This is a genomic window from Motilimonas cestriensis, assembly GCF_021295315.1.
Classification (GTDB): Bacteria; Pseudomonadota; Gammaproteobacteria; order Enterobacterales; family CBDFNC01; genus Motilimonas; species Motilimonas cestriensis.
On the sequence record NZ_JAIMJA010000004.1, the window covers coordinates 199,677 to 223,044 of the forward strand.

The following is a 23,368-nucleotide window of genomic DNA, read 5'->3' on the forward strand; positions in this document are numbered from 1 at the left end:
TTTCTAGTCGCTTTAATCCAAAAAAATTAATCATAGTGTGAAATCTTTCACCGTATTTGTCTCTGAGGGGCGAACATGTCTAAAGCAAAATTTGAACGTAATAAGCCTCACGTAAACGTGGGCACCATTGGTCACGTTGACCATGGTAAAACAACTCTAACCGCTGCTATTTCATCGGTTCTTACCAAAGCTTACGGTGGTGAAACTAAAGATTTCGCATCTATCGATAATGCACCTGAAGAGCGTGAGCGCGGTATTACAATCAATACTTCTCACATCGAGTACGACACACCGACTCGTCACTACGCACACGTAGACTGTCCTGGACACGCCGATTATGTTAAAAACATGATCACTGGTGCTGCTCAAATGGACGGCGCTATCCTAGTAGTAGCTGCGACTGATGGCCCAATGCCACAAACGCGTGAGCACATCCTACTTTCTCGTCAAGTTGGTGTTCCATACATCATCGTATTCATGAACAAATGTGACATGGTTGACGACGAAGAGCTACTAGAGCTAGTAGAAATGGAAGTTCGTGAACTGCTATCTGAGTACGATTTCCCAGGTGATGACCTACCGTTAATCCAAGGTTCAGCGCTTAAAGCACTTGAAGGCGACGAAGCATGGGAAGCGAAAGTACTTGAGCTTGCAGAAGCACTAGACACTTACATCCCAGAGCCAGAGCGTGAAATCGACAAGCCATTCATCATGCCTATCGAAGACGTATTCTCTATCCAAGGCCGTGGTACAGTAGTAACTGGTCGTATCGAAGCGGGTATCGTTCGCGTACAAGACGAAGTAGAAATCGTTGGTATCAAAGATACTACTAAGACGACTTGTACGGGTGTTGAAATGTTCCGTAAGCTGCTTGACGAAGGTCGTGCAGGTGAGAACTGTGGTATCCTTCTACGTGGTACTAAGCGTGAAGACGTTGAACGTGGTCAAGTACTAGCTAAGCCTGGTTCAATCACACCACACACTAAGTTCGAATCAGAAGTATACGTACTAAGCAAAGATGAAGGTGGCCGTCATACTCCATTCTTCAAAGGTTACCGTCCACAGTTCTACTTCCGTACAACTGACATCACTGGTGCTGTAGAGCTTCCAGAAGGTGTAGAAATGGTAATGCCTGGTGACAACCTTAAATTCGTTGTAGAGCTAATCGCTCCAGTAGCAATGGATGAAGGTCTACGTTTCGCTATCCGTGAAGGTGGCCGTACAGTAGGTGCTGGTGTAGTATCTTCAATCATCGAATAATATCGATTGATTAAGAACACTCTGAAAAGGTCGCTTTGGCGGCCTTTTGTGGTAGCTAAGGTATGAGAAATTACCCCAGCACTAAAAACTTAATCGACAGTAATGCGTCCTTTGACAAGATTATTCAGGTTACATTTTAGTGAAAAAACCCTATAATAGGGCCAATTTTGAAGGGGTGTAGTTCCAACGGCAGAACGTCGGATTCCAAATCCGAATGTTGGGAGTTCGAATCTCTCCACCCCTGCCAAATTTGATCTCAGCAGATCAACAACGTTACCTGAATATTGCGCAATGAGCGTATAGCAGGTCAGATAACCTCGCCTCGCGGGGCTTTTGCATTTACGAAAAGTGGATTTGGTTGTATGACAACGAGCAATGAAAGTACCAGCAGTTCAATGGATGGTCTAAAGTGGTTTACAGTAGCATTACTTTTAGTTGGTGCAGTAGTAGGCAACTATTTTGCCGGTGAGGCTGACGCTCACTTTCTGGCACGATTAATCGGTGTGATCTTTTTAGTTATTGCCGCATTCGGTGTTGCTGCCGTAACGACAAAAGGTAAAACCTTTATTAGTTTTGCTAAAGAAGCGCAAATTGAAGTGCGAAAAGTGGTATGGCCAACGCGTCAAGAAGCCACACAAACAACGTTTATCGTATTAGCCGTTTCTGCTATCGCAGCGCTTATTCTGTGGGGTCTAGACGGCATTTTAGTACGTTTAGTGGCATTCATTACTGGAGTTAGTCTTTAACTATGACTGAGATTGCAGAGCAAAAAATGAGATGGTATGTGGTGCAAGCTTTTTCTGGCTATGAAGCACGTGTAACCAAAACGCTCAACGAATACATTAAAATGCATGAAATGGAAGATTTCTTTGAAGAGGTACTGGTACCAACCGAAGAAGTCGTTGAAATGCGCGCGGGTCAAAAACGTAAAAGCGAGCGCAAGTTCTTCCCAGGTTATGTATTGGTTAAGATGGTAATGAACGATGAAACTTGGCACTTAGTGCGCAGCATTCCTCGTGTCATGGGCTTTATCGGTGGTACCACTGAGCGTCCAGCGCCTATTTCGCAAAAAGAAGCAGATGCTATTTTAAATCGCTTGCAAGATGCGATTGATAAGCCAAGACCTAAAACGCTATTTGAACCAGGTGAAGTGGTTCGCGTTACTGATGGTCCATTTGCTGATTTTAACGGTGTGGTTGAAGAAGTCGATTACGACAAAAGCCGCGTGAAAGTGTCGGTACTTATCTTCGGTCGTTCAACACCGGTTGATTTAGAATTTGGTCAGATTGAGAAATCATAAAAATTATTTTTGAAAAAAGCCCCTTAAAACAGGGGCTTTTTTTTATCTGTAATAAATTGAGTGCGATTAAAAATAGTGCAGTTGAAATGCTAATTTGTTTGTAATTGCTCCCTTTTTAACCTAGAATACGCGCTCTTTTATATCTGACGTTGATTGAACGTGAGATGAAGCAGCAAGTAATCAATGTTTATTTGCTTTTACACTAGGGAAGCGAGTGATTCTTCACTGGCGTTATACCCACCCACGAGGTATTTAAAATGGCTAAAAAAGTCACGGCTTATATCAAGCTACAAGTAGCAGCTGGCGCTGCTAACCCAAGTCCCCCAGTTGGTCCTGCGCTAGGTCAACACGGTGTTAACATCATGGAATTCTGTAAAGCGTTTAACGCGAAAACAGATTCTCTTGAGAAAGGTGCTCCAGTACCAGTAGTTATCACTGTATACGCTGATCGTTCTTTCACTTTTGAAACTAAGACTCCACCTGCATCTTTCTTACTTAAGAAAGCGGCTGGCATCAAGTCTGGTTCAGCAGTACCAAACAAGACTAAAGTGGGCACAGTAACACAAGCTCAACTTGAAGAGATCGCAAAAACTAAAGAAGCAGACCTTACAGGTGCTGATTTAGAAGCGATGGTTCGTTGTATCGCTGGATCTGCCCGTTCTATGGGCTTGGTAGTAGAGGGCTAAAAAATGGCTAAAGTATCTAAGCGCATGCGCGCAATCAAAGAAAAAGTTGACGGTACTAAAGAGTACAGCATCAACGAAGCTATTGCTCTACTTCAAGAATTAGCGACAGCTAAATTCGTAGAAAGTGTAGATGCTTCTGTAAACCTAGGCATCGATGCACGTAAATCTGACCAAAACGTACGTGGCGCAACTGTGCTACCACACGGTACTGGTCGTGAAGTACGTGTTGCGGTATTTACCCAAGGTGCTAACGCTGAAGCGGCTCTAGCTGCAGGCGCTGACATCGTAGGTATGGATGACCTAGCGGCACAAGTTAAAGCTGGCGAAATGAACTTCGACGTAGTAATTGCTTCTCCTGATGCAATGCGCGTTGTTGGTCAACTTGGCCAAATCTTAGGTCCACGTGGCCTAATGCCTAACCCTAAAGTTGGTACAGTAACACCTGACGTTGCAACAGCAGTTAAAAATGCTAAAGCAGGTCAAGTTCGTTACCGTAACGACAAAAATGGTATCATCCATACTACCATTGGTAAGGCAACATTCTCTGGCGATCAAATCAAAGAGAACCTTGAGTCACTAATCATTGCACTTAAGAAAGCGAAGCCTTCTTCTGCAAAAGGTCAGTTCATCAAGAAAGTAACAATTTCTACTACTATGGGCGCAGGTGTTGCTGTAGACCAAGCAACGCTAGTAACCGTAGTAGCATAATTGACAAGGCGTGAAATTGTTGTATAATTTTGCGCCTTGATTTGGAAAGGGCCATTGGTCCCCTCCAAGACCGTTGGCGTGAGCCTCGATAAGCGCACTTAATATCCAACGTAGATGGTACCGGACCCCAGATAGAATTATTCTGCTGGTTCCGTTTGCCGTATTAGTCCCTCTAACTTGTTAGGGGGTATTTTTCCAGACATTAGTCTGGTATGGAATCCAGGAGTAAAGCCAATGGCAATCAGACTCGACGACAAAAAAGCAATTGTTGCTGAAGTCAACGAAGCTGCCCAGGCTGCCCTATCTGCTGTAGTTGCTGATTCACGTGGCGTTACAGTAGGTGCAATGAACAGTTTACGCGCTAAAGCTCGTGAAGCTGGTGTTACATTACGTGTAGTACGTAACACACTAGCTCGTCGCGCTGTTGAAGGTACCTCTTTTGAGTGTCTTCAAACCGTGTTTTCTGGTCCTACTCTTATTGCTTTTTCTCTTGAGCACCCAGGTGCTGCAGCGCGTCTTCTAAAAGACTTCGCTAAAGAAGAAAAGAAATTTGAAGTAAAAGGGTTAGCCTACGAGGGAGAATTAATCCCTGCAGAGCAAATTGACCGCTTAGCGAAGCTACCAACTTACGACGAAGCAATTGCGCAGCTAATGATGACGATGAAAGAAGCGTCTGCTGGCAAGCTTGTACGTACACTGGCTGCACTTCGCGACCAAAAAGAGCAAGAAGCAGCTTAATAAGTTTGCTTATTTTTAAAAATTTCATAAATTTAGGAAATTTGAGTCATGTCTATTACTAAAGACCAAATCTTAGAAGCTGTTGCAGCAATGACTGTAATGGAAGTTGTTGAACTAGTTGAAGCAATGGAAGAGAAATTCGGCGTATCTGCTGCAGCTGCAGTAGTATCTGGCGGCGGCGACGCTGGCGCAGCTGTTGAAGAGCAAACAGAATTCACAGTAATTCTTAAGTCTGCTGGCGCTAACAAAGTTGCAGCTATCAAAGCTGTACGTGGCGCAACAGGTCTAGGCCTTAAAGAAGCTAAAGCAGTAGTTGATGCAGCTCCTGCTCCAGTTAAAGAAGGCGTTGATAAAGCTGAAGCTGAAGCGCTTAAAGCTGCTCTAGAAGAAGCTGGTGCTGAAGTTGAACTTAAGTAATCTATCATTAGATTACTAGTCGATTAGTCGACTAGAGGCTGGTGCTTTTTGGCACCGGCCTTTTTGCGCTATAGGAATAGTTGAAATTTCGTCTCGTTTGTTCGACTATGCTAAAGCCTAAATGTGTTGTTTAACATTTAGCATTACAAAACGATACAACTAAGATCTGTCCCACGGTTGGACAGAGTGGGTCACTTATCAGCGAGCTGAGGAACCATATGGTTTACTCTTATACAGAGAAAAAACGTATTCGTAAGGACTTTGGTAAGCGTCCGCAGGTTATTGAGACTCCTTACCTATTGTCTATCCAGCTTGATTCGTTCAAACGTTTCATTAACGTTGATCCTGAAGGCGAAGTTGGACTAGAAGCTGCATTTCGTAGCGTATTTCCGATCAAGAGCTATTCTGGTACATCGGAATTACAATATGTGAGTTTCCGCTTAGGCGAACCTGTGTTTGACGTGAAAGAATGTCAAATCCGAGGTGTTACATATTCCGCACCCCTTCGAGTCAAGCTACGTCTAGTGCTTTATGATAGAGACGCACCAGCGGGCACTGTAAAGGATATTAAAGAGCAAGAAGTCTACATGGGTGAAATGCCACTCATGACTGAGAACGGTACTTTCGTTATCAACGGTACTGAGCGCGTAATAGTATCTCAGTTACATCGTTCTCCAGGTGTATTCTTCGATCACGACAAGGGTAAAACCCATAGCTCTGGTAAAGTTCTTTATAATGCTCGAGTTATTCCTTACCGTGGATCTTGGTTAGATTTCGAGTTCGATCCGAAAGACAATTTATTTGTCCGTATCGACCGTCGTCGTAAACTACCAAGCACCATCGTTCTTCGTGCGTTGGAATACACAACCGAAGAAATCTTGGCAATGTTCTTTGATACAGTTCATTTCGAGATTAAAGATGGCAAACTGACATTAGATTTAGTGGCAGAGCGTTTACGTGGTGAAATCGCGACATTTGATATCGTAGTTGATGGCGAAGTACTAGTAGAAACTGGCCGTCGTATTACTGCGCGTCATATTCGCGAGCTACAAAAAGCCAACGTTGAGCGTTTAGAAGTACCTGCGGAATACATCGTAGGTAAAGTAGCAGCGAAAGATTACGTTAATGCTGAGACTGGCGAAGTAATCGTACCTGCTAACACTGAGCTAACTCTTGAAATGGTTGCTGAAATGTCACTTGCTGGCATTAAAGAATTCGAAACACTGTACACCAGTGAATTAGACAGCGGCGCATACATTTCAAATACCCTACGTATCGATTCATCGACTAACCGTCTTGAAGCGTTAGTAGAAATTTACCGCATGATGCGTCCTGGTGAGCCACCAACGCGTGATGCAGCTGAAGCCCTATTTGAAAACTTATTCTTCAATGAAGATCGTTACGACCTATCTAAAGTAGGCCGTATGAAGTTCAACCGTCGTGTTGATTTTGAAGATGAGCAAGGTGCTGGCACATTAAGTAAAGAAGATATTGTCGCGGTAATGAAAACCCTGATCAATATCCGCGATGGTAAAGGCGAAGTGGACGATATCGACCACCTTGGTAACCGTCGTATTCGTTGTGTTGGTGAAATGGCTGAAAACCAATTCCGCGTTGGCCTCGTTCGTGTTGAACGTGCTGTACGTGAACGTCTGTCTCTAGGTGACTTAGACGCGGTAATGCCACAAGATCTAATCAACGCGAAACCGATTTCTGCAGCAGTGAAAGAATTCTTTGGTTCTTCACAGTTGTCGCAATTTATGGATCAAAACAACCCGCTATCAGAAGTGACGCACAAACGTCGTATTTCTGCATTAGGTCCGGGTGGTCTAACGCGTGAGCGTGCAGGCTTTGAAGTTCGAGACGTACATCCGACTCACTACGGTCGTCTATGTCCTATCGAAACGCCTGAAGGTCCAAACATCGGTCTAATTAACTCATTAGCGACTTTCTCTCGTACTAACTCGTACGGTTTCCTTGAAACACCATACCGCAAGGTTGTTGATGGTGTAGTAACGGATGACGTTGAGTACTTGTCTGCGATTGAAGAAGGTAACTACGTAATCGCACAGGCCAATGCCGCGGTAGACGAAGATGCTAAGTTAACAGACGAATTGATCCCATGTCGTCACAAAGGTGAATCTACCTTTATGACTGCAGATCAAATGCAATATATGGACGTATCTCCACAGCAGATCATCTCTGTTGCGGCATCGCTTATCCCGTTCCTAGAACACGATGATGCGAACCGTGCATTGATGGGTTCGAACATGCAACGTCAAGCCGTACCAACACTAAGAGCAGACAAGCCTTTAGTAGGTACCGGTATTGAAAAACGTATTGCTGTCGACTCTGGTGTAACCGTAGTGGCTAAGCGCGGCGGTGTGGTTGATTACGTTGATGCATCACGCATCGTAATTAAAGTAAATGAAGAAGAAATGGTACCGGGCGAAGCAGGTATCGACATTTACAACCTGAACAAATACACCCGTTCAAACCAAAATACATGTATCAACCAACGTCCTACTTGTAACCCAGGTGAGCCGATTGTTAAAGGTGATGTATTAGCGGATGGTCCTTCAACCGACATGGGCGAACTTGCTCTTGGCCAAAACATGAAGATCGCCTTCATGCCTTGGAACGGTTACAACTTTGAGGATTCCATCACTGTTTCTGAGCGTGTGGTTAAAGAAGACCGCTTTACCACTATCCATATTCAAGAGCTGTCTTGTATCTCTCGTGATACTAAGTTAGGTCCTGAAGAGATCACTGCGGATATTCCAAACGTAGGTGAATCAGCCCTAAGCAAACTGGATGAGTCTGGTGTTGTTTATGTAGGTGCTGAAGTGAAACCTGGCGATATCCTAGTGGGTAAAGTGACACCTAAAGGTGAAACTCAGCTAACACCAGAAGAGAAACTTTTACGAGCTATCTTCGGTGAAAAAGCGTCTGACGTTAAAGACAGCTCTCTGCGTGTTGCAAACTCAGTTTACGGTACCGTAATCGATGTTCAAGTATTTACCCGTGATGGCGTAGAGAAAGACAAGCGTGCGATCGAAATTGAAGAGATGCAGCTGAAAGAAGCGAAGAAAGACTTGACTGAAGAGTTCAAGATCTTAGAAGACGGTGTTTTCTCGCGTGCGAAGAACCTGTTGATCGCGGCTGGTAAATCAGAAGAAACTCTGATTAAAACGTCTCGTGACAAGTGGTTTGAAATTGCCCTTGCTGACGAAGAAGTACAAAACCAGTTAGAGCAAATTGGTGAGCAGTACGACGAGCTGAAAGCGGAATTCGACAAGAAATTTGATACTAAGCGTCGCAAGATCATCCAAGGCGATGACCTAGCACCTGGCGTATTGAAGATTGTTAAAGTTTACCTTGCGGTTAAACGTCGTATTCAACCTGGTGATAAAATGGCCGGTCGTCACGGTAACAAAGGTGTTATCTCGACTATCGTACCTATCGAAGACATGCCTCATGACGAGCATGGCGAACCAGTTGACATCGTGTTAAACCCATTGGGTGTACCGTCACGGATGAACATCGGTCAGGTTCTTGAAACCCACTTAGGCTTAGCGGCTAAAGGTGTGGGTGAGAAGATTGACCGCATGCTGAAAGATCAGCGTGAAGTTGAAATTACGAAAGTACGTGATTTCATTCAGCAGGTTTATGACCTTGGTAATACCCGTCAAGAAGTAGACTTAACTACTTTCACAGATGACGAAGTATTGCGCTTAGCCCATCACTTACGTAAAGGCTTGCCAACGGCAACCCCAGCGTTTGATGGCGCGAAAGAAGGTGAGATTAAAGAGCTACTGCGCTTAGCTGATTTACCTGATTCAGGTCAGCTACAATTGTTTGATGGCCGTACTGGTAATGCGTTTGAGCGTCCAGTGACTGTGGGTTACATGTACATGCTGAAACTTAACCACTTGGTTGATGACAAGATGCATGCGCGTTCTACGGGCTCTTACAGCCTAGTAACTCAGCAACCTCTGGGTGGTAAAGCTCAGTTCGGTGGCCAGCGTTTTGGTGAGATGGAAGTATGGGCACTAGAAGCATACGGTGCCGCTTATACGCTTCAAGAAATGCTGACAGTTAAGTCAGATGATGTGAATGGTCGTACTAAGATGTATAAGAACATCGTAGATGGTGACCATAGAATGGAGCCAGGCATGCCTGAATCATTCAACGTATTGTTGAAAGAAATCCGTTCTCTAAGCATCAACATCGAGCTAGACGAGAAATAAGCAGGGCTTAAGCCTGAAGTGAGTAAAGCGCTTTCAATGCGAAAGCGCTTTTAGCGTCGTTCCCAGTGGGAGAAAAACGTGAAAGACTTATTAAAGTTTTTAAAACAGCAAAATAAGACCGAAGAATTTGATGGTATCAAAATCGGTCTTGCTTCACCTGATCAAGTGCGTTCTTGGTCTTTCGGTGAAGTTAAAAAGCCAGAAACCATTAACTACCGTACTTTTAAGCCTGAGCGTGACGGTCTTTTCTGTGCGCGTATTTTTGGTCCAGTAAAAGATTACGAATGTTTGTGTGGTAAATACAAACGTCTTAAGCACCGTGGTGTGATCTGTGAGAAGTGTGGCGTAGAAGTTACCCAGACTAAAGTTCGTCGTGACCGTATGGGCCACATTGAGCTTGCTTCTCCTGTCGCGCACATTTGGTTCTTAAAATCACTGCCATCTCGTATCGGTCTATTACTAGACATGACGCTACGTGATATCGAGCGCATTCTTTATTTTGAATCTTTCGTGGTAATCGAACCAGGTATGACTAACCTGGAACGTGGTCAAATGTTGACTGAAGAAAATTACCTAGACGCGCTGGAAGAATGGGGTGATGAGTTTGAAGCTAAGATGGGTGCTGAAGCAGTATTACAACTGTTAAAAGCAATCGAGCTACAGAGCGAAATCAAAATCATGCATGAAGAGTTAGAAACGACTAACTCTGAAACTAAGCGTAAGAAGCTAACTAAGCGTCTTAAGCTAATGGAAGCATTTGACCAATCAGGTAACAAGCCAGAGTGGATGATCCTAACGGTTCTTCCTGTGCTGCCGCCTGATCTTCGTCCACTCGTACCACTAGACGGCGGCCGTTTCGCGACTTCAGATCTAAACGATCTTTATCGTCGTGTAATCAACCGTAACAACCGTCTTAAGCGTCTACTTGACCTAGCGGCACCAGACATCATCGTACGTAACGAAAAGCGTATGTTACAAGAGTCTGTTGATGCGCTATTAGATAACGGTCGTCGCGGTCGTGCAATTACTGGTTCTAACAAACGTCCTCTTAAATCTTTGGCTGACATGATCAAAGGTAAGCAAGGTCGTTTCCGTCAAAACTTACTTGGTAAGCGTGTTGACTATTCAGGCCGTTCGGTAATTACCGTAGGTCCAACACTTCGCTTACACCAGTGTGGTCTTCCTAAGAAGATGGCACTTGAGCTATTTAAGCCATTCGTATACGGCAAGCTAGAAGCGCGTGGTTTAGCGACCACTATTAAAGCGGCTAAGAAATTAGTTGAGCGTGAAGGCGGTGAAGTATGGGATATTCTAGAAGACGTAATCCGCGAACATCCGGTTATGTTAAACCGTGCACCAACACTGCACAGACTAGGTATCCAAGCGTTTGAGCCAGTATTAATTGAAGGTAAAGCAATCCAATTACACCCATTGGTTTGTGCGGCATACAACGCCGACTTCGATGGTGACCAAATGGCGGTACACGTTCCTCTAACTATCGAAGCACAGTTAGAAGCACGTACCCTAATGATGTCGACCAACAACGTACTTTCTCCTGCGAACGGTGAGCCAATCATCGTACCTTCTCAGGACGTTGTATTGGGTCTTTACTACATGACGCGTGATCGCATTAATGCGAAAGGCGAAGCCATGTGGTTTAAGAGCCCGAAAGAAGCAGAAAAAGCGTACCGCGCTGGCGCAGTAGAGCTACATGCTCGCGTTAAGGTTCGTATCACTGAAACAGTGATCGACGAAGAAGGTAATCGTAGTGAAGTGATCAGCCTGAAAGACACGACAGTAGGTCGTTCTATTCTTTGGCTTATCGCACCAGCAGGTATGGATTACGAGCTGTTTAACCAAGCGATTGGTAAGAAACAAGTATCGGGTCTGATCAACGCTTGTTACCGTAAGCTTGGTCTAAAACCAACGGTTATTTTTGCTGACCAATTAATGTACACCGGTTTCCATTACGCGACTCTGTCAGGTGCCTCTGTAGGTATCAACGACATGGTGATCCCGGATGAGAAGAAAGGCATCATTGAAGCAGCTGAAGAAGAAGTTCAAGAAATTTCTGAGCAGTTCCAATCTGGTCTAGTAACTGCGGGTGAACGTTACAACAAAGTAATCGATATCTGGGCATCAGCGAACGAACAAGTTTCTAAAGCGATGATGGAAAACCTGTCTACTGAAACGGTGATCAACCGTGAAGGTAAAGAGGAAGTTCAGAAGTCATTTAACAGCATTTACATGATGGCCGATTCGGGTGCTCGTGGTAGTGCTGCGCAGATTCGTCAGCTAGCGGGTATGCGTGGTCTGATGGCTAAACCAGATGGCTCTATCATCGAAACGCCGATTGTTGCGAACTTCCGTGAAGGTCTAAACGTACTACAGTACTTTATCTCTACTCACGGTGCGCGTAAGGGTCTAGCAGATACGGCACTTAAAACAGCTAACTCAGGTTACTTAACGCGTCGTCTAGTAGACGTAGCGCAAGATTTAGTGGTCACTGAAGAAGACTGTGGTACGCACGAAGGTCTATGGGTAATGCCATTGATTGAAGGCGGCGACGTTGTTGAGCCATTACGTGAGCGTGTGCTAGGTCGTGTTGTTGCTGAAGACATCATTAAGCCTGGTACCGATGACGAAGTGCTCGTAGAGCGTAACATCATGCTTGACGAAAAACTGTGTGACATTCTTGAAGAGAACTCAGTGGATATCGTTAAAGTGCGCTCTGTTATCACTTGTGAAAACGATTACGGCGTGTGTGCAAACTGTTACGGTCGTGACCTAGCACGTGGTCACATTGTTGGCCAAGGTGAAGCGGTTGGTGTTATTGCAGCACAATCAATCGGTGAGCCGGGTACACAGTTAACGATGCGTACCTTCCACATCGGTGGTGCGGCATCACGAGCGTCAGCAGAGAACAACGTGCAAGTTAAGAACACGGGTAGCGTGAAACTTTACAATGCTAAGTTTGTTGTTAACTCTGACGGTAAGCCAGTGGTTACTTCTCGTTCTACCGAATTAATGGTATTGGACGAACTAGGCCAAACCAAAGAAGCGCACAAAGTGCCTTATGGTGCGATCTTAGAGAAGAAAGACGGTGAAGCGATCACTGCAGGCGAAGTTGTTGCTAACTGGGACCCACATACTCACCCAATCATCACTGAGGTGGCGGGTACCATCAAGTTTGCTGAGTTGATTGAAAATGTAACTGTCACTCGTCAAACCGATGAGCTTACGGGTCTATCGAGCATGGTTGTGCTTGATCCAGGCCAACGCCCAAGTGCTGGTAAAGAAATGCGTCCGATGGTTAAACTGGTTGATGCTGCAGGTAATGACATTAACATTCCAGGTACAGATATTGCTGCGCAATACTTCTTACCGGGTAATGCGATTGTTAACCTTGAAGACGGTGTACAAGTAAACGTGGGTGACGCGTTAGCGCGTATTCCACAAGAAAGCTCGAAAACTCGTGATATTACGGGTGGTCTACCTCGCGTAGCCGACTTATTCGAAGCACGTACACCGAAAGATGCAGCGATCTTAGCGGAAGTGACAGGTACGATTTCTTACGGCAAAGAAACCAAAGGTAAGCGTCGTCTTGTGATCACGCAGCCAGATGGTGAGCATTACGAAGAGATGATTCCTAAGTGGCGTCACCTTAACGTGTTTGAGGGTGAGAAGGTTCAAAAAGGTGAAGTTATCGCCGATGGTCCAGAATCACCACATGATATTTTACGTCTTCGTGGTATTAGCCCTGTGGCTAACTACATCGCTAACGAAGTACAAGACGTTTACCGTCTACAAGGCGTAAAAATCAACGATAAACACATTGAAGTTATCGTACGTCAAATGCTACGTAAAGTGATCATTAAGCATGCTGGTGACACCGACTTCTTACCTGGTGAACAGGTTGAAGTAGCACGCGTTAACATTGCTAACCGTGCATTGATTGCTGACGGTAAAACACCAGCTACGTTCTTCCACGAACTACTGGGTATTACTAAAGCATCACTTGCCACTGAATCATTTATTTCGGCAGCATCGTTCCAAGAAACGACGCGCGTATTAACTGAAGCAGCGGTAGGCGGTAAAGTGGATGAGCTTCGTGGCTTGAAAGAAAACGTTATCGTGGGTCGTCTGATCCCAGCGGGTACCGGTTATTCTTACCACAAAGAGCGTAACGAGCGTCGCAACAATCCTGAAGCGGCTAAACCAGCGCCAGTGACAGCAGATGAAGCAGAACAAAGTTTAGCGAATCTACTCAACTTAGCTGACTCAAGCGACAACTAATCAGTTATCTATAGACTGACAAAAAAGGTACCTTCGGGTGCCTTTTTTATTGCCTGTTATTTAGTGCTGACTTATCAAATTTCTATTGGTCTACCACTCCTAGTGTTAACCTTATTATCACCCTGTTGTCACCTTTTGTTCATTTGCTGTTGCTAGCTTTAATTGTACTGTTCAATAAGAGGCAAGCATGGCTAAAGTAATCCACTACTATCGTACCGTTTGGTTGTCGGATGTGCATTTAGGTTTCAAAGATTGTAAAGCCGAATACTTGATTCAATTTTTACAAAGTATGCGCTGTGACAAATTGATCTTAGCGGGTGACATCGTCGACTTTTGGGCATTGAAACGGCAAGTTTATTGGCCCGAATCCCATATGAAAGTAGTGCAGTTATTGTTGGACATAGCGCGTCAAGGCACGCAGGTGATTTACGTACCCGGCAATCATGATGCGGCGATCCGCCAACTTGGCCAGCCTGAGCTAAATCTGGCGCAGATCCATCATCAATATCAACATACCACCAGTTTAGGGTTAAAGGTGTTGGTGATCCACGGTGATGAATTTGATGCGATGGTCTGTTATTCCAAGATCACGTCGTTTATTGGCGATCTTTCCTATGATCTTTTGCTTTTTCTTAATCGACATGTCTATCGCTTACGTAAACGCTTAGGTTTTAACTATTGGTCCTTGGCTGGCTATATCAAAGAAAGGATCCCCAAAGCAAATATTGCCATTGCCCGTTTCCGCCAAGCTGCGATGGCTTATGGTCGTCGTAAGGGGGTTAATATGGTGGTGTGTGGCCATATCCATCATCCTGAGGTGGTGACTGAATCTGACATTATCTATACCAACTTGGGGGATTGGGTTGAGAACTGCAGTGCGCTCGTTGAAGAGCTTGATGGCAACTTACACTTGGTGCGTAGCACTGAGCAAACAGAATTTTTGCAACGTCTCGATGAGGCGCATTTATCCAGTGTGGCTTAAGGGTGGCTGCGTTTTGCATGGAATTACGTTAAGATAAAACACCTTTTAATTAACGAGATGTAACCATGACCAAGCATATTATCGCTACGGATCAAGCGCCAGCTGCCATCGGCCCCTATTCACAAGCCAACAAATGGGGAGACCTTATTTTTACGTCAGGTCAAATTCCATTAGTACCTGAAACCATGGCTGTTTTAGAAGGTGACATCACGGCTCAGGCTGAGCTGGTGATGGAAAACCTAATGAAGGTTTTAGCTGAAGGTGGTGCCGATGAAACCACCGTGGTGAAAACGACTTGTTTCTTAAGTGACATGAATAACTTTGTTGCTTTTAATGAAGTTTATGGCAAATATTTCCCAACCAATGCGCCAGCACGCTCTTGTGTTGAAGTGGCGCGTTTGCCAAAAGATGTATTGGTTGAAGTCGAAGCGATCGCCTACGTTAAGTAATAACAATCTTGGTTGGTCTTGGTGGTGTTCAATAAGCTAAGATCAATCACCGCATCGCCACTTCTTAACTATCGTATTTTCATTCTGAGGTTTACATGCGTTTCGCGATACTCGTCACCGCACCTGCTTATGGCAGCCAAGGCTCAGCATCGGCTTATTTGTTTACTCAAGCTGCAATTGCAATGGGACATGAGATCCAAGGGATCTTTTTTTATCAGCAAGGCGTAAGCAATGGCAATCAATTTACCACCCCTGCCAATGATGAAGACGATTTAGTTGCATTATGGGCAGCCCTTGCCGTGGAGCATGGCTTCAGTCTTGATGTGTGCATTTCTGCCGCTTTGCGCCGTGGTGTGGTGGATCAGGTGTCAGCACAAGATCACCAACTTGCAGCCGCTAACTTGAGTGAGCCATTTGCCATGACAGGGTTAGGGCAACTAGCCGAGTTATCAAGTCGAGCTGATCGCTTGGTGCAGTTTTAGGGGCAATGAGATGAAGATAGCGATTATAAATACCCAAATGCCCCATGGCATGGCTGATGCACGCGAGTCGTTAGATGCCGCACTCGCTTTATCAGGTTTTACGGAAAACCTAAGTGTGTTTTTCCTCGATGATGGCGTTTATCAATTAGTTGAAAATCAGCAACCGCAAGGCATATTGCAGCGACATATTCAGCCGACGTTTAAATTGTTTGATTTGTATGACATAGAGACAGTGTACGTGTGCGAACAATCTTGTTTGCTGCGGGGTATTGACCCAAAGCGTTTGTGTATTCCTGTGCAGTTATTGCAACCGCAGCAACTCAGTGAAATATTACACCAGCAGCAACAGATAATCCGTTTTTAAGGCCTGGTAAATATGATTTTACACACCGTTAAGCATTCCCCTTTTAACCATAAATCCCTTGAACAAGTGTTACCGAGGCTAGGGCAGGACGATTATTTGTTATTAATTGAAAATAGCGTCGTGGCAGTGACAATGACTCATGAGCTATCAGAGGCCTTGAATGAACTGGCTTTGCAGCAGCGATTATTTGTTTTACAAGCCGATTTATTGGCGCGAGGCTTATCTAGTTCAATAGGTAAGGTGGTTGATTATAAAGGGTTTGTTTCGCTTGTTGTAAAGGCTGATACAACTATTTCTTGGTAACCGTTGGTGTTCAGTCTGTCCCTGCTTTTTTGTCTATGCTCACGTTTTCGACCTCGCTGCGATCGCAGCAGCTATAATTGGTTTACTTTATGAGCAGTCTTGTTCTTGACACGCCTACTCAAGGGTAATAAAATTTCGCGTCCCAAGTTTTGGGGCATGATTTTTCACGTTACATAAGTATCAGGAGCTATTTTTAATGGCAACAATTTCACAGCTGGTTCGCAAACCACGTAAAGCACCGGTTAAAAAAACCAACGTGCCTGCGCTGCAAGCGTGCCCACAAAGACGTGGTGTATGTACTCGCGTATATACAACTACTCCTAAAAAACCTAACTCAGCACTACGTAAAGTTGCTCGTGTTCGTTTAACTAACGGCTACGAAGTAACTTCATACATCGGTGGTGAAGGTCACAACCTACAAGAGCACAGCGTGATCCTAATCCGCGGTGGTCGTGTAAAAGATTTACCAGGTGTTCGTTACCACACCGTTCGTGGTGCACTAGATACTTCTGGTGTAACTGCACGTCGTCAGTCTCGTTCTAAATACGGTGCTAAACGACCAAAAGGTTAATGGTTCTTCGTAAAGTAAGGCCAAGCAAAGACAATTTTAATTAATCGTTTTGGGGTAAACCTGAAGCAAACGGAGAATATAAGATGCCAAGAAGACGCGTCGTCGGTCAGCGTAAAATCCTTCCGGACCCTAAGTTCGGATCAGAGATTCTGGCCAAATTCATCAACGTAGTAATGGTTGATGGTAAAAAATCTACTTCTGAGAAAATCGTATACGGTGCATTAGAAGCTGCAGCTCAAAAGAGCGGCAAAGAGCACCTAGACATTTTTGAAGTAGCTCTTGATAACGTGCGCCCTACTGTCGAGGTTAAATCTCGTCGTGTGGGTGGTTCTACTTACCAAGTTCCAGTTGAAGTACGTCCTAGTCGTCGTAATGCACTGGCTATGCGTTGGTTAGTTGAAGCAGCACGTAAACGTGGTGAAAAATCAATGGCAGCACGTCTAGCTGGTGAGCTAGTTGATGCAGCAGACAACAAAGGCACTGCGGTTAAGAAACGTGAAGACGTTCACCGTATGGCTGAAGCAAACAAAGCGTTTGCACATTACCGCTGGTAATATTTTGGCGTGGCTAGTCCACGCCGTTAGTTGTTATCTGAAGGAGCGCTTATTTATTAAGCGTTCCTTTAGTTAAGAGGAAATATTGTGGCTCGTACAACTCCCTTAGAGCGTTACCGGAATATTGGTATTTGTGCTCATGTTGACGCAGGCAAAACTACCACTACCGAACGCGTGCTTTTTTACACCGGCTTGTCTCACAAAATTGGTGAGGTACATGACGGCGCTGCGACCATGGACTGGATGGAGCAAGAGCAAGAGCGTGGTATCACTATCACTTCTGCTGCTACCACTACATTCTGGCGTGGCATGGAAGCTCAATTCGATGAGCATCGTATCAATATCATCGATACTCCTGGACACGTTGACTTCACTATCGAAGTAGAGCGCTCTTTGCGCGTACTTGATGGTGCTGTTGTGGTGTTCTGTGGATCGTCAGGTGTGGAACCTCAATCAGAAACCGTTTGGCGTCAAGCTGACAAATACGAAGTGCCTCGCATGGTATTTGTTAACAAGATGGACCGTGCGGGTGCTAACTTTGAACGTGTTGTGGAACAAATTCGCAATCGTTTAGGCGCGGTGTGTGTACCCATTCAATTAAATATCGGTTCTGAAGAAGAATTCCGTGGTGTCATCGACTTAGTGAAAATGAAGGCGATTAACTGGAATGAAGCTGATCAGGGCATGACTTTTGAATACTCCGATATTCCAGCTGATCTTCAAGATAAAGCAGAAGAGATGCGTGAATATATGGTAGAAAGCGCAGCTGAAGCATCTGATGAGCTGATGGAAAAATACCTTGAAGAAGGTGAACTGTCAGAACAAGAAATCAAAGCCGGACTTCGTCAACGTACAATCAATAACGAAATCGTTCTTGCTTGTTGTGGTAGTGCCTTTAAAAACAAAGGCGTACAAGCAGTACTGGATGCGGTGGTGGAATATCTTCCTGCTCCTAACCAAGTTAAAGCCATCACAGGTGTTGATGAGCATGATAACGAAGTAACGCGTATTTCTTCCGATGACGAACCGTTTGCAGCGCTTGCATTTAAAATTGCAACTGACCCGTTTGTGGGCACGTTGACCTTTTTACGTGTGTATTCTGGGGTAGTAAGTACAGGTGATGCTGTTTACAACTCAGTGAAACAAAAGCGTGAGCGTTTTGGCCGCATTGTGCAAATGCATGCCAACGACAGAAAAGAATTAAAACAAATCCATGCGGGCGACATAGCTGCTGCTATTGGGCTCAAAGATGTCACCACCGGTGACACGCTATGTGATATGGATAACAAAGTTGTCCTAGAGCGCATGGAATTTCCTGATCCGGTGATCCAGATTGCGGTTGAGCCAAGAACCAAGGCTGACCAAGAAAAAATGGGCATCGCACTACAGAAATTGGCAGCCGAAGATCCGTCTTTCCGCGTTGAAACCGATGCTGAATCGGGCCAGACATTGATTTCTGGCATGGGTGAGCTACACCTAGATATCATCGTTGATCGAATGAAACGTGAATTCAGCGTTGACTGTAACGTAGGTAAACCTCAGGTTGCTTACCGTGAAGCCATCCGTAAAACGGTAAAAGTTGAAGGAAAATTCATTCGTCAATCAGGTGGTAAAGGCCAATATGGTCACGTTTGGTTGAAGATGGAGCCATTACCTGCGGGGACTGGCTACGAATTTGTTAACGAAATTGTTGGGGGCACAGTTCCAAAAGACTTTATCCCTGCTGTTGACAAAGGCTGTAAAGAACAAATGGACCAAGGGGTACTGGCTGGTTTTCCAATGCTAGACGTTAAAGTAACCCTATTTGATGGTTCATTCCACGATGTTGACTCCAATGAAATGGCGTTTAAGATCGCTGGAGCAATGGGCTTTAGAAACGGTGCGTTAGAAGCAGATCCGGTTATTCTAGAGCCTATGATGAAGGTTGAAGTGACTACCCCTGAAGATTGGATGGGAGATGTAGTTGGTGACTTAAACCGTCGTCGCGGTATGATTGAAGGCATGGATGAAGGTCCAGCTGGTTTAAAAATCATCCGAGCCAAGGTTCCGTTAGCAGAAATGTTCGGTTATGCTACCGACGTGCGTTCTGCCACACAGGGCCGCGCTTCTTACTCAATGGAATTCAAAGAGTATAATGAAGCACCTAAAAACATCGCTGACGCTATCATTGAAGCGAAGTAATCGGAGCAGGGAATTATCCCGTCTCTGTTTTATGTAATTTGATGGCCCATAACAACATGGGCTAACACTTAGAAAAGAAGGTACACGTCGTGTCTAAAGCTAAATTTGAACGTAATAAGCCTCACGTAAACGTGGGCACCATTGGTCACGTTGACCATGGTAAAACAACTCTAACCGCTGCTATTTCATCGGTTCTTACCAAAGCTTACGGTGGTGAAACTAAAGATTTCGCATCTATCGATAATGCACCTGAAGAGCGTGAGCGCGGTATTACAATCAATACTTCTCACATCGAGTACGACACACCGACTCGTCACTACGCACATGTAGACTGTCCAGGACACGCCGATTATGTTAAAAACATGATCACTGGTGCTGCTCAAATGGACGGCGCTATCCTAGTAGTAGCTGCGACTGATGGCCCAATGCCACAAACGCGTGAGCACATCCTACTTTCTCGTCAAGTTGGTGTTCCATACATCATCGTATTCATGAACAAATGTGACATGGTTGACGACGAAGAGCTACTAGAGCTAGTAGAAATGGAAGTTCGTGAACTGCTATCTGAGTACGATTTCCCAGGTGATGACCTACCGTTAATCCAAGGTTCTGCGCTTAAAGCACTTGAAGGCGACGAAGCATGGGAAGCGAAAGTACTTGAGCTTGCAGAAGCTCTAGACACTTACATCCCAGAGCCAGAGCGTGAAATCGATAAGCCATTCATCATGCCTATCGAAGACGTATTCTCTATCCAAGGTCGTGGTACTGTTGTAACAGGTCGTATCGAAGCGGGTATCGTTCGTGTACAAGACGAAGTAGAAATCGTTGGTATCAAAGAAACAACTAAGACGACTTGTACGGGTGTTGAAATGTTCCGTAAGCTGCTTGACGAAGGTCGTGCAGGTGAGAACTGTGGTATCCTTCTACGTGGTACTAAGCGTGAAGACGTTGAACGTGGTCAAGTACTAGCTAAGCCTGGTTCAATCACACCACACACTAAGTTCGAATCAGAAGTATACGTACTAAGCAAAGATGAAGGTGGCCGTCATACTCCATTCTTCAAAGGTTACCGTCCACAGTTCTACTTCCGTACAACTGACATTACTGGTGCTGTAGAGCTTCCAGAAGGTGTAGAAATGGTAATGCCTGGTGACAACCTTAAATTCGTTGTAGAGCTAATCGCTCCAGTAGCAATGGATGAAGGTCTACGTTTCGCTATCCGTGAAGGTGGCCGTACAGTAGGTGCTGGTGTTGTATCTTCAATCATCGAATAAGTTCGATTGATTAAGAGCACTCTGAAAAGGTCGCTTCGGCGGCCTTTTTTATTGCTTATAGTTTTTGTTTTCTTGAAACAAAAATTGATTAGATTACTTTAATGAAGTGCAACAGTGTAGGGAACTAAAGAAATGAGTTGTTTTGAGTGTGGCCAACAACGACTGTCATTGGCCTATTGAATGGTGGATTAATTAGCCTTGGCAGCGGCTTCTTTCTTTGCCTTTCTTATTACATCTTCTTTGTATCGCTCAATACCTTGCGCATGGCGGTGGCGGTAGTAACCGGCATTTACGTAATCTTTGCATACGGGGTTTGGCCCTTTGCCTGCTTTACCCAGTTTAAAGCCTTCTTCGCCGTGGCATACTTGGCTATAGGTTAAATCATAGCTAAAGTCATATAGCTCTTTAGCATAGGTTTCATCCATATCTTCACACTGCGAGTAGTCAACTATTAAGTTTTGATAGCGCACAATACCTGCTGTGGCATCTGATTTAGCTACCATTTTTATTGCTTCTTCGGCACATTCGTCGGCGCTCGCAAAAGGCGCCAGTAACATTGATAATGTACTGCACATTACAACAGCGAAAAGTCGCACAATAAGCTCCCTGCTTTTATTATATTGTTGTTAATCTAACAGGATAGTATGAGACTGAAAAGTGGCGATAATTAAAAAAGTGTTTTTTGCGAAGGGGGTTGGATAGCGCTGGATATAGGGGTTACCAGCGCGTGACAGATATCACTCGGTTTCGTACTCGTCGATGTTTATACCCTTTTCAAGCATGATTTTTTTCACTTGTTCGGGCAGGCCATCATTTTGGTCTTTACGTAAATCATTATCTTCAGGGAGTGGTTGCCCGGTATAAGCATGAAGAAACGCTTCACACAATAATTCACTGTTGGTTGCATGGCGTAGGTTGTTCACCTGACGACGAGTGCGTTCATCAGTTAAGATTTTTAACACCTTAAGTGGGATGGATACAGTGATCTTCTTAACTTGTTCACTTTTTTTGCCGTGCTCAGCATAAGGGCTGAGGTATTCACCGTTCCATTTCGTCGTCATTCTTCACTACCCGTTACAAAAATCAAGGTTATTCTAACCGCTCGGCCAAGCATAGGCAATCTATCGGTAAAGATGCTTAGACGTCTGCGCTAATAATTCGACCCATCGCAAGCTTTGAATGTGTTGTAAATATACTGTTAGGTTTTGCTGTTATGAACTGTTGAGGTGAATGAAGTTTTATTTTTGTCATTCCTTAGGCTCAGGTAGACTAACTCATCGAAACACGATGCATGACAATAATGAGCCGTTTAGACGTCCAGAAGTGTTGACGTCTTATTCCTGCTAGCTTAAAGTTGTCACATATGATTTTTATTGGAGTTTTTAAATAATGGCGCAGTATAAACAAGCCACTCAAGCCGTAAGAAGCGGCATTGAATCTGATACTCAACATGGTTCGGTGGTACCGCCCATTTATTTAAGTACCAATTATACTTTTGAAGGTTACGATAAAATTCGTGGCTTTGACTATAGCCGCTCAGGCAACCCAACTCGCGCCATCTTAGGTGATGCCATTGCTAAATTAGAAAATGGCAGCACAGGCGTTATTACCTGCTCAGGTATGGCTGCGGTGAACTTGGTGACTGCGCTACTTTGCCCTGGTGACTTATTAATTGCGCCTCACGATTGCTACGGTGGCAGTTACCGTTTGTTTGATTGTTGTGCTAAGAAAAATGCCTTTGACGTCAGCTTTATTGATCAAGGTGATGATGCCCAGTTAGCGGCGGCCATTGCCAAAAAACCAAAAATTGTTTGGCTAGAAACCCCTAGTAATCCATTACTCCGCGTTGTTGATATCGCGAAAATTTGCCAGCAAGCTAAAGCGGTCGGCGCGTTAGTGGTAGTAGATAACACCTTCCTATCGCCCGCGTTGCAACAGCCACTTGAGCTAGGAGCAGATATAGTCGTGCATTCCACCACCAAATACATTAACGGCCATTCTGATGTGGTAGCTGGTGCAGTGGTGACGAAAGATGAAACGTTAGGCCAAGATTTAGCTTGGTGGGCTAATTGTTTAGGCTTAACCGGCTCGGCGTTTGATTCATACATGACCTTACGTGGCATCCGCACGTTAGGCGCGCGTATTCGCAATCACCAAGAAAATGCCAATGCTATTATCGCGTTCTTACAAACTCAGCCACTGGTTAAAACGATTTATCATCCAAGCTTGCCGGACCACCCTGGCCATGAAATTGCTAAACGCCAACAAAAAGATTTTGGCTCTATGTTTAGCTTTGATCTGGATGCGGATGAGCACGGCTTACAGGTATTCTTCGAAAATTTACAATTGTTCTCACTTGCGGAGTCTCTCGGTGGGGTTGAGAGTTTAGTGGCTCATCCTGCCACCATGACACACCGCGCCATGAGTGATGAGGCGCAGGCTGAAGCGGGCATATTCAGTACCCTTATTCGTTTATCCGTTGGCTTGGAAGATGCCGACGATTTAATCGCCGATTTAGACCATGCCTTTAAGGCTGTGGCGCAGGAGAAGTAA

The 23,368-nt window shown here is 44.7% G+C and carries 21 protein-coding genes and 1 tRNA gene; 20 read left to right on the top strand and 2 right to left on the bottom strand.

The genetic code is table 11. The features are described 5' to 3' along the window. Positions 1–75 precede the first annotated feature (75 nt). From tuf (K6Y31_RS05685) to tuf (K6Y31_RS05775), 19 genes are all read left to right on the top strand, one after another. On the top strand, positions 76–1,260 hold the full coding sequence (gene tuf / locus K6Y31_RS05685) for an elongation factor Tu (protein ID WP_233051854.1): 1,185 nt from the start codon (positions 76–78) through the stop codon (positions 1,258–1,260). Positions 1,261–1,431: 171 nt separating this feature from the next. Continuing rightward, a tRNA-Trp gene (locus K6Y31_RS05690) sits at positions 1,432–1,507 on the top strand. A 115-nt stretch (positions 1,508–1,622) separates the two neighbouring features. After that, positions 1,623–2,006 (top strand): preprotein translocase subunit SecE, encoded by a 384-nt coding sequence (gene secE, locus K6Y31_RS05695; protein WP_233051855.1) that lies wholly within the window; start codon positions 1,623–1,625, stop codon positions 2,004–2,006. 2 nt (positions 2,007–2,008) lie between these two features. Further along, the gene (gene nusG / locus K6Y31_RS05700) at positions 2,009–2,560 is read left to right on the top strand and encodes a transcription termination/antitermination protein NusG (RefSeq protein WP_233051856.1); all 552 of its coding nucleotides are present in this window, start codon (positions 2,009–2,011) and stop codon (positions 2,558–2,560) included. A gap of 257 nt (positions 2,561–2,817) precedes the next feature. Further along, the gene (gene rplK / locus K6Y31_RS05705) at positions 2,818–3,246 is read left to right on the top strand and encodes a 50S ribosomal protein L11 (RefSeq protein WP_232800664.1); all 429 of its coding nucleotides are present in this window, start codon (positions 2,818–2,820) and stop codon (positions 3,244–3,246) included. A 3-nt stretch (positions 3,247–3,249) separates the two neighbouring features. Beyond that, positions 3,250–3,954 (top strand): 50S ribosomal protein L1, encoded by a 705-nt coding sequence (gene rplA / locus K6Y31_RS05710; protein WP_232800663.1) that lies wholly within the window; start codon positions 3,250–3,252, stop codon positions 3,952–3,954. Between the two features lie 234 nt (positions 3,955–4,188). Then, the gene (gene rplJ, locus K6Y31_RS05715; RefSeq protein WP_233051857.1) at positions 4,189–4,692 is read left to right on the top strand and encodes a 50S ribosomal protein L10; all 504 of its coding nucleotides are present in this window, start codon (positions 4,189–4,191) and stop codon (positions 4,690–4,692) included. 48 nt (positions 4,693–4,740) lie between these two features. Beyond that, the gene (gene rplL, locus K6Y31_RS05720) at positions 4,741–5,109 is read left to right on the top strand and encodes a 50S ribosomal protein L7/L12 (protein WP_233051858.1); all 369 of its coding nucleotides are present in this window, start codon (positions 4,741–4,743) and stop codon (positions 5,107–5,109) included. A gap of 218 nt (positions 5,110–5,327) precedes the next feature. Continuing rightward, on the top strand, positions 5,328–9,359 hold the full coding sequence (gene rpoB, locus K6Y31_RS05725) for a DNA-directed RNA polymerase subunit beta (protein WP_233051859.1): 4,032 nt from the start codon (positions 5,328–5,330) through the stop codon (positions 9,357–9,359). 78 nt (positions 9,360–9,437) lie between these two features. Beyond that, positions 9,438–13,655 carry a DNA-directed RNA polymerase subunit beta' gene (gene rpoC / locus K6Y31_RS05730; protein ID WP_233051860.1) on the top strand — a complete coding sequence of 1,406 codons (4,218 nt, stop codon included), beginning with the start codon at positions 9,438–9,440 and terminating at the stop codon, positions 13,653–13,655. A 187-nt stretch (positions 13,656–13,842) separates the two neighbouring features. Continuing rightward, positions 13,843–14,637 carry a UDP-2,3-diacylglucosamine diphosphatase gene (locus tag K6Y31_RS05735; protein WP_233051861.1) on the top strand — a complete coding sequence of 265 codons (795 nt, stop codon included), beginning with the start codon at positions 13,843–13,845 and terminating at the stop codon, positions 14,635–14,637. A gap of 65 nt (positions 14,638–14,702) precedes the next feature. Beyond that, positions 14,703–15,086 carry a RidA family protein gene (locus tag K6Y31_RS05740; RefSeq protein WP_232800657.1) on the top strand — a complete coding sequence of 128 codons (384 nt, stop codon included), beginning with the start codon at positions 14,703–14,705 and terminating at the stop codon, positions 15,084–15,086. A 95-nt stretch (positions 15,087–15,181) separates the two neighbouring features. Further along, entirely contained in the window at positions 15,182–15,568 is a 387-nt protein-coding gene (gene tusD / locus K6Y31_RS05745) for a sulfurtransferase complex subunit TusD (RefSeq protein WP_233051862.1), read from the top strand. A 10-nt stretch (positions 15,569–15,578) separates the two neighbouring features. Beyond that, entirely contained in the window at positions 15,579–15,932 is a 354-nt protein-coding gene (gene tusC, locus K6Y31_RS05750) for a sulfurtransferase complex subunit TusC (protein ID WP_233051863.1), read from the top strand. Between the two features lie 12 nt (positions 15,933–15,944). Further along, positions 15,945–16,235 (top strand): sulfurtransferase complex subunit TusB, encoded by a 291-nt coding sequence (tusB, locus tag K6Y31_RS05755; protein ID WP_233051864.1) that lies wholly within the window; start codon positions 15,945–15,947, stop codon positions 16,233–16,235. Positions 16,236–16,431: 196 nt separating this feature from the next. After that, on the top strand, positions 16,432–16,806 hold the full coding sequence (gene rpsL / locus K6Y31_RS05760; RefSeq protein ID WP_232800653.1) for a 30S ribosomal protein S12: 375 nt from the start codon (positions 16,432–16,434) through the stop codon (positions 16,804–16,806). 83 nt (positions 16,807–16,889) lie between these two features. Continuing rightward, positions 16,890–17,360 carry a 30S ribosomal protein S7 gene (gene rpsG / locus K6Y31_RS05765; protein ID WP_232800652.1) on the top strand — a complete coding sequence of 157 codons (471 nt, stop codon included), beginning with the start codon at positions 16,890–16,892 and terminating at the stop codon, positions 17,358–17,360. Between the two features lie 87 nt (positions 17,361–17,447). Beyond that, a complete protein-coding gene (gene fusA / locus K6Y31_RS05770; RefSeq protein ID WP_233051865.1) occupies positions 17,448–19,541 on the top strand; it encodes an elongation factor G in 2,094 nt (697 codons plus the stop codon). Positions 19,542–19,630: 89 nt separating this feature from the next. Next, positions 19,631–20,815 (top strand): elongation factor Tu, encoded by a 1,185-nt coding sequence (gene tuf / locus K6Y31_RS05775; RefSeq protein ID WP_232800650.1) that lies wholly within the window; start codon positions 19,631–19,633, stop codon positions 20,813–20,815. A 188-nt stretch (positions 20,816–21,003) separates the two neighbouring features. Here tuf (K6Y31_RS05775) and K6Y31_RS05780 read toward each other — a convergent pair whose 3' ends face one another. Next, entirely contained in the window at positions 21,004–21,411 is a 408-nt protein-coding gene (locus tag K6Y31_RS05780; RefSeq protein ID WP_233051866.1) for a hypothetical protein, read from the bottom strand. 141 nt (positions 21,412–21,552) lie between these two features. Further along, entirely contained in the window at positions 21,553–21,876 is a 324-nt protein-coding gene (gene metJ / locus K6Y31_RS05785; RefSeq protein WP_233051867.1) for a met regulon transcriptional regulator MetJ, read from the bottom strand. A gap of 328 nt (positions 21,877–22,204) precedes the next feature. Between metJ and metB the strand changes: the two genes are divergently transcribed. Then, on the top strand, positions 22,205–23,368 hold the full coding sequence (gene metB / locus K6Y31_RS05790; RefSeq protein WP_233051868.1) for a cystathionine gamma-synthase: 1,164 nt from the start codon (positions 22,205–22,207) through the stop codon (positions 23,366–23,368).